Annotated in this window: 18 protein-coding genes; 12 read left to right on the top strand and 6 right to left on the bottom strand. The window is 69.7% G+C overall.

Going from position 1 to position 14673, the window contains the following annotated elements:
* Positions 1–43: 43 nt before the first annotated feature.
* Both dmeF and ruvB read right to left on the bottom strand, forming a co-directional pair.
* The gene (gene dmeF / locus AC3A6X_RS23240) at positions 44–1000 is read right to left on the bottom strand and encodes a CDF family Co(II)/Ni(II) efflux transporter DmeF (RefSeq protein WP_487844420.1); all 957 of its coding nucleotides are present in this window, start codon (positions 998–1000) and stop codon (positions 44–46) included.
* Positions 1001–1012: 12 nt separating this feature from the next.
* The gene (ruvB, locus tag AC3A6X_RS23235; protein WP_309967657.1) at positions 1013–2068 is read right to left on the bottom strand and encodes a Holliday junction branch migration DNA helicase RuvB; all 1056 of its coding nucleotides are present in this window, start codon (positions 2066–2068) and stop codon (positions 1013–1015) included.
* Between the two features lie 108 nt (positions 2069–2176).
* Here ruvB and AC3A6X_RS23230 point away from each other — a divergent pair, with 108 nt between their 5' ends.
* From AC3A6X_RS23230 to AC3A6X_RS23195, 8 genes are all read left to right on the top strand, one after another.
* The gene (locus AC3A6X_RS23230) at positions 2177–2815 is read left to right on the top strand and encodes a CDP-alcohol phosphatidyltransferase family protein (RefSeq protein WP_487844419.1); all 639 of its coding nucleotides are present in this window, start codon (positions 2177–2179) and stop codon (positions 2813–2815) included.
* Positions 2812–4575, top strand: a complete 1764-nt coding sequence (locus AC3A6X_RS23225; RefSeq protein WP_487844418.1) for a bifunctional alpha/beta hydrolase/class I SAM-dependent methyltransferase — start codon at positions 2812–2814, stop codon at positions 4573–4575. Before AC3A6X_RS23230 ends, AC3A6X_RS23225 begins: the two co-directional genes overlap by 4 nt.
* Complete coding sequence (locus tag AC3A6X_RS23220; protein ID WP_487844417.1) at positions 4572–5897, top strand: phosphatase PAP2/dual specificity phosphatase family protein; 1326 nt, start codon at positions 4572–4574, stop codon at positions 5895–5897. Before AC3A6X_RS23225 ends, AC3A6X_RS23220 begins: the two co-directional genes overlap by 4 nt.
* Positions 5890–6324 carry a hypothetical protein gene (locus tag AC3A6X_RS23215; protein ID WP_487844416.1) on the top strand — a complete coding sequence of 145 codons (435 nt, stop codon included), beginning with the start codon at positions 5890–5892 and terminating at the stop codon, positions 6322–6324. The genes AC3A6X_RS23220 and AC3A6X_RS23215 overlap by 8 nt, the downstream gene beginning before the upstream one ends.
* A gap of 26 nt (positions 6325–6350) precedes the next feature.
* Positions 6351–7046 carry a lysophospholipid acyltransferase family protein gene (locus AC3A6X_RS23210; RefSeq protein ID WP_487844415.1) on the top strand — a complete coding sequence of 232 codons (696 nt, stop codon included), beginning with the start codon at positions 6351–6353 and terminating at the stop codon, positions 7044–7046.
* On the top strand, positions 7043–7996 hold the full coding sequence (locus tag AC3A6X_RS23205; RefSeq protein ID WP_487844414.1) for a phosphatidate cytidylyltransferase: 954 nt from the start codon (positions 7043–7045) through the stop codon (positions 7994–7996). Before AC3A6X_RS23210 ends, AC3A6X_RS23205 begins: the two co-directional genes overlap by 4 nt.
* Before the next feature lie 90 nt (positions 7997–8086).
* Positions 8087–8362 carry a type II toxin-antitoxin system Phd/YefM family antitoxin gene (locus AC3A6X_RS23200; protein ID WP_487844413.1) on the top strand — a complete coding sequence of 92 codons (276 nt, stop codon included), beginning with the start codon at positions 8087–8089 and terminating at the stop codon, positions 8360–8362.
* Positions 8362–8703, top strand: coding sequence for a type II toxin-antitoxin system RelE/ParE family toxin (locus tag AC3A6X_RS23195; protein ID WP_487844412.1), 342 nt, complete (start codon positions 8362–8364; stop codon positions 8701–8703). Before AC3A6X_RS23200 ends, AC3A6X_RS23195 begins: the two co-directional genes overlap by 1 nt.
* An 83-nt stretch (positions 8704–8786) precedes the next feature.
* Here the strand turns inward: AC3A6X_RS23195 and ruvA are convergent, their stop codons facing one another.
* Positions 8787–9359, bottom strand: a complete 573-nt coding sequence (gene ruvA / locus AC3A6X_RS23190) for a Holliday junction branch migration protein RuvA (protein ID WP_106557730.1) — start codon at positions 9357–9359, stop codon at positions 8787–8789.
* A 34-nt stretch (positions 9360–9393) separates the two neighbouring features.
* Here ruvA and AC3A6X_RS23185 point away from each other — a divergent pair, with 34 nt between their 5' ends.
* Positions 9394–10341, top strand: a complete 948-nt coding sequence (locus tag AC3A6X_RS23185) for a PhoH family protein (protein ID WP_309967683.1) — start codon at positions 9394–9396, stop codon at positions 10339–10341.
* Positions 10341–10793, top strand: coding sequence for an rRNA maturation RNase YbeY (ybeY, locus tag AC3A6X_RS23180; RefSeq protein WP_487844411.1), 453 nt, complete (start codon positions 10341–10343; stop codon positions 10791–10793). The genes AC3A6X_RS23185 and ybeY overlap by 1 nt, the downstream gene beginning before the upstream one ends.
* Here the strand turns inward: ybeY and dtd are convergent.
* Together dtd and AC3A6X_RS23170 are read right to left on the bottom strand one after the other, a co-directional pair.
* Positions 10787–11227 carry a D-aminoacyl-tRNA deacylase gene (gene dtd / locus AC3A6X_RS23175; protein WP_487844410.1) on the bottom strand — a complete coding sequence of 147 codons (441 nt, stop codon included), beginning with the start codon at positions 11225–11227 and terminating at the stop codon, positions 10787–10789. The two genes, ybeY and dtd, sit on opposite strands and share 7 nt — an antisense overlap.
* Positions 11224–12159, bottom strand: coding sequence for a cation diffusion facilitator family transporter (locus AC3A6X_RS23170; protein WP_487844540.1), 936 nt, complete (start codon positions 12157–12159; stop codon positions 11224–11226). The genes dtd and AC3A6X_RS23170 overlap by 4 nt, the downstream gene beginning before the upstream one ends.
* 146 nt (positions 12160–12305) lie before the next feature.
* Between AC3A6X_RS23170 and AC3A6X_RS23165 the strand changes: the two genes are divergently transcribed.
* Together AC3A6X_RS23165 and AC3A6X_RS23160 are read left to right on the top strand one after the other, a co-directional pair.
* Positions 12306–12779, top strand: a complete 474-nt coding sequence (locus tag AC3A6X_RS23165) for a FecR family protein (protein WP_487844409.1) — start codon at positions 12306–12308, stop codon at positions 12777–12779.
* Positions 12779–13390 carry an OmpA family protein gene (locus AC3A6X_RS23160; RefSeq protein WP_487844539.1) on the top strand — a complete coding sequence of 204 codons (612 nt, stop codon included), beginning with the start codon at positions 12779–12781 and terminating at the stop codon, positions 13388–13390. The genes AC3A6X_RS23165 and AC3A6X_RS23160 overlap by 1 nt, the downstream gene beginning before the upstream one ends.
* Before the next feature lie 7 nt (positions 13391–13397).
* Here AC3A6X_RS23160 and tyrS read toward each other — a convergent pair whose 3' ends face one another.
* Positions 13398–14630, bottom strand: coding sequence for a tyrosine--tRNA ligase (gene tyrS / locus AC3A6X_RS23155; protein WP_487844408.1), 1233 nt, complete (start codon positions 14628–14630; stop codon positions 13398–13400).
* Between the last annotated feature and the right edge of the window lie 43 nt (positions 14631–14673).

Here is a 14673-nt window from a genome sequence, read left to right as displayed (position 1 = left end):
AGTGAAGCTTCGGTGACAGGGCCGCGTGCGTTGCGGCGAGGCGTCACGCAGCTGCGTGACAGCGGTGGATCTCGATGGTCGAGTGCCGGATTTCCTCGTGCATCGCGAAGGTGGCCCGCACATCGTCGGGCGTCAGCGTCGACGAATGCGTGACAACGGTGATTGCGCAGGCATAAGCGCCCTGCCCCACGCGCCACACGTGCAGGTCGGCGATGCGGGTCTGCGAATCCGCCAGGCCCTGCTCCACGCCCTCGCGGATCTCCTCGACCACCGGATGGTCCATCTCGCGGTCCAGCAGCACCTTGCCGGTGTCGACCAGCAGGCCGCGCGCCCAGCTCGCGACCAGCACCGCGCCGACGATGCCCATCAGCGGGTCGAGCCAGGCCCAGCCATAGAGCCAGCCGCCGGCCAGCGCCAGGATGGCGAGCACCGAGGTGGCGGCATCGGCCACGACGTGCAGGTAGGCGGAGCGCAGGTTCAGGTCGTGGCCATGGCCGTGCGCGTGCCCGTGATGATGGTGGCCGTGGTCATGCCCGCCGTGGCGATGCGCTCCGCCCAGCAGCCACGCGCAAAGCAGGTTGACCGCCAGCCCCAGCACCGCCACCACGATCGCCTCCCGGTAGTGGATCGGCGCGGGCAACCACAGCCGCTCGAGCGAGCCCACCACCATCAGCACCGCCACGCCGAGCAGGAACAGCGCGCTCGCGAAGCCGCCCAGCACCTCGATCTTCCAGGTGCCGAAGGCGAAGCGCCGGTCGCCCGCGTAGCGCCGCGCCGCCGCATAGGCGAAAGCGCTGAGCCCGATCGCCACCGCGTGCGAGCTCATGTGCCAGCCGTCGGCCAGGAGCGCCATCGAGTTGAACCACCAGCCGGCACCGATCTCCAGCACCATCGCGGCCGCGGTGATCCACATGACGAGCCGCGTACTGCGCTCGGCGGCCCGGTTGTCCTCCTGGAAGCGGTGCTCGTGCTTCCAGCTGCTGAGGTCATGGCTGTGCATGCGGAAGGGCCCTCACTGGCCGAACATGTCGCCGTCGCGCTGCGGCGCGGCGACGCCCAGGTGCCGGTAGGCCGCCAAGGTGGCGATGCGCCCGCGCGGCGTGCGCTGCAGGTAGCCCTGCTGGATCAGGTAAGGCTCGATCACGTCCTCGATGGTGCCCGGCTCCTCGCCGATGCTGGCCGCGATGTTGTCCAACCCGACCGGGCCGCCGTCGAAGCGGTGGATCACGGCCTCCAGCAGCTTGCGGTCCATCAGGTCGAAGCCCTGGGGATCGACGTCCAGCATGGCCAGCGCCTTGTGCGCCAGCGCCTCGGTGATGCGGCCGTCGCCCTTGACCTGCGCGTAGTCGCGCACCCGGCGCAGCAGGCGGTTGGCGATGCGCGGCGTGCCGCGCGAACGGCGCGCGATCTCCAGGCCGCCGGCGTCGTCCGTCGGCACGGCGAGCAGGCCGGCGCTGCGGCGCACGATGCGCGCCAGCTCCTCGGCCGTGTAGAACTCCAGCCGCGCCACGATGCCGAAGCGGTCGCGCAGCGGATTGGTCAGCATGCCGGCACGCGTGGTGGCGCCGACCAGGGTGAAGGGCTGCAGGTCCAGCTTGATGCTGCGCGCGGCCGGGCCCTCGCCGATCATGATGTCGATCTGGTAGTCCTCCAGCGCGGGATAGAGGATTTCCTCCACCACCGGCGAGAGACGGTGAATCTCGTCGATGAAGAGCACGTCGTTGCGCTCGAGGTTGGTCAAGAGCGCGGCCAGGTCCTTCGGCTTCTCGAGCACCGGGCCGGAGGTCTGGCGCAGGTTGACGCCCAGCTCGTGCGCGATGATGTGCGAAAGCGTGGTCTTGCCCAGCCCGGGCGGGCCGAAGAGCAGCACGTGGTCGAGTGCCTCGGCACGGTGCCGCGCCGCGCCGATGAAGATCTCCAGCTGCTCGCGCACCTTGGCCTGTCCCACGTATTCGTCGAGCAGCTTGGGGCGCAGGGCCCGCTCGATCGCCTCTTCGTTGGGCGAGGCAGGTGCGGCGGAGACCACGCGTTGCGGGGCCGGGGCGAAGTCGTCGGTCTGGATGGTCATGGCGTAGGCTGGACGGACAGTTTAGTCGGCCGAACGGCTGGCCGAGGGTTGGCGCAGGGCTTGGGCCGTGCGCCCCTGCGGCAGAATGCGCCACCGAGGAGAGTGAGCGTGTCCATCTACGAGCTGAAGCCGCGATTCCAGGCCCTGCTGCGCCCGCTGGTCCGGCGCCTGCATGCCATGGGCGTGACGGCCAACCAGGTCACGGTCGCGGCTTGCGTGATCTCGGTCGCGCTCGGCCTGTGGCTCTTCTTCGCCGCGCCTTCCGCGGCCGCCTTCGCGCTGATCCCGCTGTGGATGTTCCTGCGCATGGCCTTCAACGCCATCGACGGCATGCTGGCGCGCGAGCACGGCCAGCAAAGCGCGCTCGGCGCCTTTCTCAACGAGCTGACCGACGTGCTCTCGGACGCGGCGCTCTACCTGCCCTTCGCGCTGGTCGCACCCTTCAGCCCCTTCTGGGTCGGCGCCGTGATCGTGCTGGCCGGCCTGTCCGAATTCACTGGCGCGCTGGGCCCCACGGTGGGCGCCTCGCGCCGCTACGACGGCCCGCTGGGCAAGAGCGACCGCGCCTTCGTGTTCGGCGCGCTGGGCCTGTATGTTGCGCTCGGCGGGCCGCTGCCGGCCTGGAGCGCCGGGCTCATGCCGCTGCTGGCCCTGCTGGTGGCATGGACCATCGTCAATCGCATCCGTCGCGCGCTGGCCGAAGCCGGCGCCGCGTCGCGCAGCCGAGGAGACCCGAACCCATCATGAGCGACACCCCCCGCGTGCCACAAGAACACCAATTCCAGACACACGACGGCGTCTCGCTGTTCTACCGGCACTGGCCCGCCACCGGCGGCGCGCGGCGCGGCGCCGTGGTGCTGTTCCACCGCGGCCACGAGCACGGCGCGCGCATGGCCCACCTGGTGGACGAACTGGCCCTGCCCGACTTCGACTTCTTCGCCTGGGACGCGCGCGGCCACGGCCGCTCGCCGGGCCAGCGCGGCTTCAGCCCCAGTTTCGCGACCTCGGTGCGCGACGTGCAGACCTTCATCGAGCACATCGGCAGCGCGCACGGCGTGCCGCCCGAAGACATCCACGTGATCGCGCAGAGCGTGGGCGCGGTGCTGATCGCCACCTGGGCCCACGACTACGCGCCCAGGGTGCGCGGGCTCACCCTCGCCTCGCCGGCCTTCCGGGTGAAGCTCTACGTGCCCTTCGCGCGCCCCGGGCTCGCGCTCATGCACAAGCTGCGCGGCCTCTTCTTCGTCAACAGCTACGTGAAGGCGAAGTTCCTCACGCACGACCCGGAGCGCATCGCCAGCTACGAGAGCGACCCGCTGATCTCGCGGCCGATCGCCGTCAACATTCTGCTGGGCCTCTACGAAGCCGCCGAACGCGTGGTGGCGGATGCCCATGCGATCACGCTGCCAACGCAGCTGCTGATCTCCGGCGCCGACTGGGTGGTGCATCGCCAGCCGCAGCACGACTTCTTCGACCGGCTCGGCAGCGCGGTCAAGCGCAAGCTGGAGCTGCCCGGCTTCTTCCACGACACGCTGGGCGAGAAGGACCGCGGCCCGGCCGTGAAGGCCATCCGCGACTTCGTGCTGGAACTGTTCGACCAGCCCCCGCCGCCGGTGGACCTGCGCGGCGCGCACCTGAGCGGCGCGACCGCCGACGAGTCCCGCGCGCTGGCCGAGCCGCTGCCCGCGCTGTCCCCGCGCGGCGCGTACTGGGGGCTCACGCGCGCGAGCCTGCGCTTCGGCGGCCTGCTGTCGCGCGGCGTCGAGCTGGGCCACAAAACGGGCTTCGACTCGGGCAGCACGCTGGACTACGTGTATCGCAACCAGGCGCAGGGCGCCGGCCCGCTGGGCCGGATGATCGATCGGACCTACCTCGATTCCATCGGCTGGCGCGGCATCCGCCAGCGCAAGCTGCACGTCGAGGAACTGCTGCGCAAGGCCATGGAGCTGCTGGCCGAGCAGCACCGCGAGGTGCGCCTGATGGACATCGCCGCCGGCCACGGCCGCTACGTGCTCGACGCCGTGCTGGCGAGCCCGGTCAAGGCAAGCTCGATCCTGCTGCGCGACTACAGCGACATCAACGTGCGCGACGGCCGCGCGCTGATCGCCGAGAAGGAGCTGCAGGGCAGCGCGCAGTTCGTGCAGGCCGACGCCTTCGACCGCATGAGCCTGGCGAGCGTGACGCCGCGGCCCACGCTCGCGGTGGTCTCGGGCCTGTACGAGCTCTTCCCCGACAACGAGATGGTGAGCCGCTCCCTGGCCGGCGTGGGCGACGCGGTCGAGGACCGCGGCTACCTGGTCTACACCGGCCAGCCCTGGCATCCCCAGCTGGAAATGATTGCCCGCGCCCTCACCAGCCACCGCCAGGGCCAGGCCTGGGTGATGCGCCGGCGCACGCAGGCCGAGATGGACCAGCTGGTCGAGGCCGCGGGCTTTCGCAAGATCGACCAGCGCATCGACGAGTGGGGCATCTTCACCGTCTCGCTCGCGGTGCGCACGGGGCCATGACGAGGCGACCGCGCCCCTGGAAGCGCGCCGCCGCCTGGCTGGCGCTGCTGGGGCCGCTCTTCTACGCCAGCTACGGCTTCGCGAACTGGTGGGCCTCGACCCGCGCCCAGGTGCCGGTGCTGGTCTTCGAGTGGGAACGCAGCCTGCCCTTCTGGCCCTGGACCATCTTCCCCTACTGGACCATCAACGCCTTCTACGCGCTCTCGCTCTTCCTCGCGCGCGACCGCCATGTGCTGGACCGCCACGCGGCGCGGCTGCTGACGGCGCAGGCGGTGGCGGTCGCCTGCTTCATCCTCTGGCCGCTGCGCTTCAGCTTCGGCCAGCCCGCCGTCGAGGGGGCGCCCGCTTTTCTGTTCAACGCGCTGCGCGGCTTCGACCAACCCTTCAACCAGGCGCCCTCGCTGCACATCGCGCTGGCCGTGATCCTGTGGGACTTCTACCGGCGCCTGATCCACGCGCCCTGGGCGCGCATGGTGCTGCACCTCTGGGCCTTCGCGATCTGCGCCTCGGTGCTCAGCACCTGGCAGCACCACTTCATCGACATCCCGACCGGCGCGCTGCTGGGCTTGATTTGCGTGTGGCTCTGGCCGCTGGAGCGCGTGGTGGCGCTGCCGCGTGCGTGGCGGGTCGCGCGCGATCCGCAGCGCTGGAAGCTGGCGGGCTGCTACGCCGCCGGGGCCCTGCTCTTCCTCACCGTCGCGCTGAGCCTCCAGGGCCCGGCGCTGTGGCTGGCCTGGCCGGCCGCGGCACTGGCGCTGGTGGCGCTGAACTACGCGGGCTTCGGCGCCCGCGGCTTCCGGATGGATGGCCATGGCCGCATGCACTGGAGCGCGCGCTGGCTGTTCGCGCCCTATCGCCTCGGCGCCGCCCTCAATGCCCGGCTCTGGACGCGCGGCCTGCCGGGCTCGGTGGAGGTCGCGCCGGGCCTGCGACTGGGCCGGCGGCCCAGCCTGGCCGAATGGGAAGCGGCGGGCCGCCCCCGGCTGCTCGGCCTGTGCGCCGAGCTGCAGTTGCCGCCGGTGCCCCGCGCCCGCTGCGTGCCGATGCTGGACCTCGCGCTGCCGGCCGCCGCGCAGCTGCGACGCGCGGCCGTGGTGATCGAGGGGCTGCGCGGCACCGGCCAGCCCGTCTGGGTCTGCTGCGCGCTGGGCTTCTCGCGCAGCGCGGCCTCGGTCGTCGCCTGGCTGGGCCTGCATGGCGCGGCCGGCAACCTGGCCACGGCGCACGCGGCAGTGCGCCAGGCGCGGCCGCAGATCGTGCTGCGCGCAGGCTGGCTCGCCCTGCTGGACCAGCTGACTTCCGGGAAGGTGCGCCATGAATGACGACGACCGCGCCCTGTGCGCCGCCACCGCCGGCCTGCTCCGGGCCGGCAGCGTGTTGGCCCTGTGGGGCCTCGGGCTCTCTCTGACCTCGGGCCTGGTGCTGGCGCTGACGGGGCGCTCCCTGCCTTCGGCCACCTGGGCCGCCTTCGCCGTCGTCGCGCTGATCGGCCTGCCCGAGCGCTACCTGGCAATGCGCGTGCGTCTCGACGCGGCGCTGTTCGACGGGCTGGCCAGGAGCACGATCGCCTCGGGCCCCGCCATGGACCGCGCACTTGCAACGCTCGGCCTGCGCCGCCGCGCCGACGGCACGCGGCCCCTGGCCGACCGCGTGCTCGGCGCCCGGCAACTCATGCAGCGCCACGGCATCGCGGTGATCGCGCAAACCGTCATCTTCGCCATGGCGCTCGCGATGCAGGACTCGCGCTGAGCCATGGATCGCAAGGAGCCCCGTTCATGAGTTCTTCCGCCCCCGGTCTGCCGCGCCAGGCGGCCGCCGTTGTCTCGGCCTGGCTGATCGTGCTCTTCGCCAAGTTGCTGACCGGCGTACGCGCCATCTGGAGCGGCACGGGCCCCAAGGCCGAGCAGACCCTCTACTTCGCAAACCACACCAGCCACGGCGACTTCGTGCTGCTCTGGGCCACGCTGCCGCCCGACCTGCGCGCCCTCACGCGCCCCGTGGCCGGACAGGACTACTGGGAGGCCTCGGCGCTGCGCCGCTTCATCGGGCGGGACGTGTTCAACGCCCTGATGATCCGCCGCGACGGCAGCGCCGCGCCCGGCAGCGAGGCGGCCCTCAACCCCGTCGACCAGATGACCGAGGCGCTGCAGGCCGGCGACTCGCTGATCATGTTCCCCGAAGGCACCCGCAACATCGGCGAGGACGTGCTGCTGCCGCTGAAGAGCGGCCTCTACCACCTCGCGCGCGCCTGCCCGCAGGTGCGGCTGGTGCCGGTGTGGATCGAGAACCTCAAGCGCGTGCTGCCCAAGGGCATGCTGGTGCCGGTGCCGCTGGCCTGCACGGTGCGCTACGGCGCGCCGATCACGCTGGCCGAGGGCGAAGACAAGGCCGCGTTCATCGCGCGGGCGCGGGCGGCCATGCTCGACCTTCAGCCCGAATACGACCGTGAAGAACCTGATCGATCGCCATGACCGTGACCGCTTCCACCCACGCCACCTGGATGCTGTTCGGCGGCGTCGCCGGCGTCCTGATCCTCGCCTCGGCCATCGGCGCGCTGCTCAAGTGGCGCGTCGCGCAGGGCCAGCCCCATTCGGTGATCGACAACCTCAACGCCCGCGTGAACGCCTGGTGGGTGATGGTCGCCGTGATCGGTGTGGCCTTCGCCCTCGGCAAGGGCGGGGTGATCGTGCTCTTCTACCTGATCTCCTTCTACGCCCTGCGCGAGTTCATGAGCCTGGCCTACACGCGCCGCGGCGACCACCATGCAATCGCGCTGGCCTTCTTCGTCGCGCTGCCGGTGCAGTACTTCCTGATCTGGATCGAGTGGTACGGGCTCTACGCGATCTTCATCCCGGTTTACGCCTTCCTCGTGCTGCCCATCCTCGCGGCCGTGGGCGGCGACACCAAGCGCTTCCTGGAGCGCACGTCCAAGGTGCAGTGGGGGCTGATGGTCTGCGTGTTCTGCATCAGCCACGTGCCGGCGCTGCTGACGCTGCAGATCCCCGGTTTCGAGGGCCGCAACCTGCTGTTGATCGCCTTCCTCGTGATCGTGGTGCAGGGCAGCGACGTGTTGCAGTACGTGTGGGGCAAGCTCTTCGGCAAGCGCAAGGTGGCACCCGAGCTTTCGCCCTCGAAGACCTGGGAAGGCCTGGTCGGCGGCGTCGCCAGCGCCACCGCGCTGGGCGCGGCGCTCTACTGGGCCACGCCCTTCAACCCATGGCAGGCGGCGCTGATGGCGCTCACCATCTGCGTGATGGGTTTCTTCGGCGGCCTGGTGATGTCGGCCATCAAGCGCGACCGCGGCGTCAAGGACTGGGGCACCATGATCGAGGGCCACGGCGGCATGCTGGACCGGCTGGACTCGGTGATCTTTGCGGCGCCGATCTACTTTCATGCGCTGCGGTTCTGGTGGGTCCCCTAGTCCACGCCGCACGCGATGGTGTCAACGTGGCTGAAGACGACCAAAAAAAGACTATATTCAGTCTTGTTTGCCCCCACCCGGAGCTTCGCCATGCGCTACTCGTCTCAAGTCAAGCCGATCAGCTACCTCAAGGCCAATGCGGCCGAGGTTCTCGCCCAGTTGGCCGACCAGCGCGAGCCGCTGGTCATCACCCAGAATGGTGAGGCCAAGGCGGTCCTGCAAGACGTCGCCTCGTTCGAGGAAACCCAGGAAACACTTGCGCTGCTGAAGATCCTGGCGCTGGGCAACCGGGAGGTGGCCGCCGGAAAGGTCAAGCCAGTGGCGGAGGTCGTGGCCCGTCTGCGTGCAAAGCGAGCCAGCGACTGATGGCGGGGAGGCCCTCGCAGTTCGAGGTCCTGCTCACCGAAGGCACCGAGCAGGACTTGGAGTCGATCCACGACTACATCGCACAGTTCGATTGCGTTGCCAGCGCCGACCGCGTGCTGGATCGGTTGATGGAAGTCGTAGAGAAACTGTCGCGTTTCCCGGAACGAGGCAATTACCCCAGAGAACTGCTCGCGCTGGGCATCAGGGAGTACCGGCAGACCTCGTTCAAGCCATACCGCGTGATCTACCGCGTCATCGGCGATCAGGTCATCGTTTACTTGATCGCAGATGGCCGGAGAGACATGCAGTCGGTACTTGCGCGCAGGTTGCTCGGTGCATAGACGCGGGTGCTCCTTCGGAGGGCGATGGCCTCGCCTCCACGTGCACGTCGACCGCCTCCCATCGCGCTTCGACGGAGGCCCTCCTACTTCGCCAGCGCCTTCAACGCCAGCTTGATGCCCTCCCCCACCGCCACGTCCTTCGGCAGTGCCTTGAGCGCCGCCGCCGCCTCGCGATCGCTGTAGCCCAGCGCAACCAGCGCCTGCAGGATGTCGGCCTGCGCATCGGTGGCGGCATGCGCGGGTGCGCCGATGTCGGCGCCCAGCTTGCCCTTGAGCTCGAGCAAAAGGCGCTCGGCGGTCTTCTTGCCGATACCCGGGATCTTCACCAGCCGCCCCGCCTCCTGCAGCGTGACGGCCTGCGCCAGCTCCCCCACGCTCATGCCGCTCAGCAGGCCCAGCGCCGTGCGCGGCCCCACGCCGGAGATCTTGATCAGCTGGCGGAAGGTGGCGCGCTCCTCGGCGGTGCCGAAGCCGTAGAGGATCTGCGCGTCCTCGCGCACCACGAAGTGCGTCAGCAGCGAGACGCGCTCGCCCGTCGAGGGCAGGTTGTAGAAGGTGCTCATCGGCACGTCGACCTCGTAGCCGACGCCGTTGCAGTCCACCACCACCTGCGGCGGATTGCGCTCGGCGAGGATGCCGGTGAGTTTGCCTATCATGGGTGCCCTTTTCGCTTTTGAAAATGAAATCCGCGTGATTCTGCGACACACCTTCGCCCCGCCCAACAACACCCGCCTGGGCCACCTCTGCGGGCCGCTGGACGGGCACCTGCGCCGCATCGAGGAAGCGTTGGACGTCAAGGTCGCGCACCGGCACGAGCAGTTCAAGATCGAAGGCCACAAGGTGAATGCGCAGCGCGCGATGGAGGTGCTGCAGGCCCTCTACGAAATCGCCCAGCGCCCCATCGATGCGGCCGTGGTGCAGCTCACGCTCGCCGGCGACAGCACGCTGGGCGAAGCCGAGGACGGCGCGATCACGCTGGCCACGCGGCGCACCGACTTGCGCGCGCGCACGCCCAACCAGAGCGTCTACCTGCACAACATCGCCGAGCACGACATCACCCTGGGCATCGGCCCGGCCGGCACCGGCAAGACCTACCTGGCCGTGGCCAGCGCGGTCGATGCGCTGGAGCGCAGCGCCGTGCAGCGCATCGTGCTCACGCGCCCGGCCGTGGAAGCCGGCGAGCGCTTGGGCTTCCTGCCGGGCGACTTGACGCAAAAGGTCGACCCCTATCTGCGCCCGCTGTACGACGCGCTCTACGACCTGATGGGCTTCGACCGCGTGCAGAAGGCCTTCGAGCGCAACACGCTGGAGATCGCGCCGCTGGCCTTCATGCGCGGGCGCACGCTCAACAACGCCTTCGTCATCCTCGATGAGGCACAGAACACCACGCCCGAACAGATGAAGATGTTCCTGACGCGCATCGGCTTCGGCGCCAAGGCGGTGGTGACCGGCGACGTGAGCCAGATCGACCTGCCCAAGCAGCAGCTGAGCGGCCTGATCGATGCCGAGCGGGTGCTCAGGCGGGTCAACGGCATCGCCATCACGCATTTCACGAGTGCCGATGTGGTGCGGCATCCGCTGGTGGCCCGCATCATCGATGCCTACGACGGCGCGCGCAAACGCGCGAGCGCCCGCTGATGGCGCTGGCCGACTTGTCGCTCTCGCTGCAGTTCGCGCGCTTTCGCGAGGTGGCCCGCCATCGCGCGGCGCTGCCGCGGCACCGCGTGGCGCGCTGGATCCGCCACGCGCTCGACGCCGACGGCGAGATCACCGTGCGCATCGTCGATGCCGAGGAAGGCCAGCAGCTCAACCGCGAGTTCCGCGGCAAGGACTACGCGACCAATGTGCTGACCTTCGACTATGCGCAGCGCCCGGTGGTGATGGCCGACCTGGTGCTGTGCGCGCCGGTGGTCGCGCGCGAGGCGAAGGAGCAGCGCAAGACCCTCGCCGCCCACTACGCTCACCTGCTGGTGCATGGCACGCTGCACGCGCAGGGCTGGGACCACGAGACGGGCGAGGCCGACGCCGAGGCGATGGAGGCGCGCGAGATCGAGATCCTCGCGGGCCTCGGGATCAAGAACCCCTACTGAATCTGCAGCGGGATGGTGACGGGCCCGTCGTTCACCAGACTGACCTGCATGTCCGCTCCGAACTCCCCCGTGGCGACCTCGGGATGCGCGATGCGCGCCCGGGCAACGAAGTACTCGTAGAGCCGGCGCCCTTCGTCGGGCGGCGCGGCCTGGGTGAAGCTGGGCCGGTTGCCGCCGCTGGCATCGGCCGCCAGCGTGAACTGGCTCACCACCAGCAGGCCGCCGGCCGTGTCCTGCACGCTGCGGTTCATCTTGCCGGCCTCGTCGGAGAAGATGCGCAGCTTCAGGATCTTCGCCAGCATCCGGTCCGCCTGCGCCTCGCCGTCGCCGCGCTCGGCGCACAGCAGCACCAGCAGGCCGGGGCCGATGGCGCCGACGGTCCGCCCCGCGATGTCGACGCGCGCCTCGGCGACCCGCTGGAGCAGCGCCTTCACGAGGGCGTCTCCTCGATCTGCGTCGCGCGCGCCTCCATGCCCAGCGGCAGCAGCTGGATGGTCACGCGCAGCCCGGGCACGGCATCCATCAGCGTCTGCTCGAGGGCGTCACGCAAGCCGGCCGCACGCTGCAGCGTCCAGTCGCCGGGCACATGCATGTGCAGGTCGGCGAAGCGGCGCTGACCGGCCCGGCGCGTGACGATGTCGTCGAAGCGCAGTTGCCGGCCCTCGGGCACGCTGGCGGCGAAATGCTCCAGCGCGGCGTGGAGCAAGGCTTGCGCCTCGGGGTCCAGCGCCTCGTCCATCAGGCCCTGCGACGAGCGCCAGACCAGCTTCACGCCCTCGCGCGCGATGTTGAGCGCCACGCCGATCGCGAGCACCGGGTCGAGCCACAGCCAGCCCGTGAGCCACACTGCGGCGATGCCCACCACCACCCCGGCCGAGGTCCAGACGTCGGCCATCAGGTGCTTCGCATCGGCCTCGAGCGCGATGGAGCGATGGGTGCGCGCGGCGCGGAACAGCGCCAGCGCCAGTACCGCATTCAGTGCCGAGCTCAGCACCGAGAGCGCCAGGCCCCAGCCCAGCTGCTGCAGCGGCTCGGGCGAGAGCAGCCGCACGACCGCCGCCCACAGGATGGCTGCGGCCGCGGCGAAGATCAGGATGCCCTCGAAGCCCGAGGAGAAGTATTCGGCCTTGTGATGGCCATAGGGATGGTCCGCGTCGGCCGGCCGCGCGGCGATCGTGACCATCGCGAGCGCGAACATGGCGCTGGCCAGGTTCACGAAGGACTCCATGGCGTCGGAGATCAGGCCCATGGAATTGGTGAGCCAGCCGGCCACGCCCTTCAACACGATGGTGACCAGCGCGACCGCGATCGAGATGCGCAGCAGCAGTTTCGGGCTCAGCGCCCCGGACGACGGAGAAGGAACCAGGGACGACAAGAAGCGATCAGACAGGGCGCCGCAGCGGGAGGCCGATTATCGGGGCCAGCCGGTGCGGCTCCCGGGTCGCGTACCATCCGCCGGCAAATCGAGCGGTTTTGCTGCAACCCATAATGACTAATAAATGCCTTGCCACGATGCTGTGTGGCCTCCTCCTGACCGCCGCCGGTGCGCTGGCGCAGACGACCCCTGCCGCCGACACGACGGCCACGCCGTCCCTCGACGCGGAGCATGCCGGCATCCTCAAGTCGATACGCGGCACGGTTCTGTTGCTGGGTGCCGACGGCGTCACACGCCCGGCGCAGGCCGGCGATCCCATCGCGCCCATCGAGCGCCTGCAGACCGAGGCCGACTCGGCCGCCAGCCTGGTGCTGCGCGACGGCACGATGATGGTGGTGGGGCCCTCGTCGCGGCTCGATCTCAAGCAGTTCCACTTCGACTCGACCACACGCGAGGGCGGCCTGCTGGTCTCGCTGCTGCGCGGGTCGCTGCGCATGGTCACCGGCCTGATCGGCAAGACGCAGCCCGATGCGGTGCGGGTGGAGACCCAGACCGCCACCATCGGCATCCGGGGCACGGACTTCATCGTGCAGGCGGACGCCACGCCGTGATGGTGCAGCGCCGCCGCCTCGCCCGGCTCGCCACCGCCCTGTCGGCCGTGCTGCTCGCGGCCTGCTCCGCGCCACCCACCACGCGCGTGGTGCTGCTGCCGCAGGCGAACGGCACCCCTTCGTCCGTGGTCGTGCGCGCCAACAACGACGACGAACGGACGCTGTCCGAGCCCTACCAGCGCGCGACGGCCAAGGCCCGCGGCGCCCCGGCGGTCGACCAGGCCGATCCGGCCCGCCTGCGGACCGAGAACCCGGCGCTCTTCGAGCTGCTGCCGCCGCCGGTGCTCAACTACACGATCTACTTCGACATCGGCGGCGCGGTCCTCACCGGCTCCTCGCAGATCGCGATGAACGAGGCGCTCAAGGCGGCGCTGGCGCGCAGCGGCGGCGAGATCGTGGTGACGGGACACACCGACACGATCGGCTCCCCGGCCCGCAACGACGAGCTGTCGCGGCGCCGGGCGGAACAGGTCAGGCAGTTGTTCCTGGCGCGAGGCTTCCCGGCGCATCGGGTCGAGGTGGTGGGTCGCGGCGAGCGCGACCTGGCCATTCCGACGGCCGACGAGGTCGACGAACCCCGCAACCGCCGCGTGGCCATCGAGGTCCGCTGAGGACCGTTCAGCTGAGCGTCACGCGGGCGAACTTGCGCTTGCCGACTTGCACGACGTAGGTGCCGGCATCCAGCTTGAGCCCCTTGTCGCTCACCACGCTGGAGTCCACGCGCACGCCGCCGCCGTCGATCAGGCGGTTGCCCTCGGAGGTCGAGGCCGCCAGGCCCGCCTGCTTGAGCAGCTGCGCGATGCCCAGCGGCGCGCCCGAGAGCGAAAGCTCCGGGATCTCGTCGGGCACGCCGCCCTTGCTGCGGTTGATGAAGTCCTGCTCCGCCGCCTCGGCCGCGGCCGGGCTGTGGAAGCGCGCGGTGATCTCCTTGGCCAGCGCGACCTTGGCGTCCTTCGGGTTGCGTCCGCCCTCGACCTCGGCCTTCAGCGCGGCGATCTCGGCCAGCGAGCGGAAGGACAGCAGCGTGTACCAGCGCCACATCAGCGTGTCCGAGATGGACAGCACCTTGGCGAACATGGTGTTGGGGTCCTCGCTGATGCCGATGTAGTTGTTCTTGCTCTTCGACATCTTCTCGACGCCGTCCAGCCCCTCCAGCAGTGGCATGGTGAGGATGCACTGCGGCTCCTGGCCGTACTCCTGCTGGAGATGGCGGCCGACCAGCAGGTTGAACTTCTGGTCGGTGCCGCCGAGCTCGAGGTCGGATTTGAGCGCGACCGAGTCGTAGCCCTGCATCAGCGGGTAGAGGAACTCGTGCACCGAGATCGACTGGCCGGCCTTGAAGCGCTTGCTGAAGTCGTCGCGCTCCATCATCCGCGCCACCGTGTACTTGGCGGCCAGCTGGATCATGCCGCGCGCGCCCAGCGGGTCGCTCCACTCGGAGTTGTAACGAATCTCGGTTCTCGACGGGTCCAGCACCAGGCTGGCCTGCCGGTAGTAGGTCTGGGCGTTGGCCTCGATCTGCTCGCGGGAGAGCGGCGGCCGGGTGCTGTTGCGTCCCGAGGGGTCGCCGATGGTGGTGGTGAAGTCGCCGATCAGGAAGATCACGGTATGGCCCAGATCTTGCAGTTGGCGCATCTTATTGAGCACCACCGTGTGGCCGACATGGATGTCCGGGGCAGTCGGGTCGAGGCCCAGCTTGATGCGCAGCGGCTGGCCGGTGGCCTCCGAACGCTGGAGCTTCTTCACCCACTCCTCCTGGGGCAACAACTCATCGGTCCCACGAAGCGAAATTTCGAGGGCTCGTCCTACACCATCGGACAGACTTGTGGATGTAACAAAACCCGTTTTCATGAATTATTGCGGCAGTTTTCCGTATGTCAGAAGCTATACTCAG

Source organism: Variovorax sp. Soil_C_12, assembly GCF_057657375.1.
The sequence above is the reverse complement of the archived record's forward strand: the minus strand, read 5'-3'. Positions and strand labels throughout refer to the sequence as shown.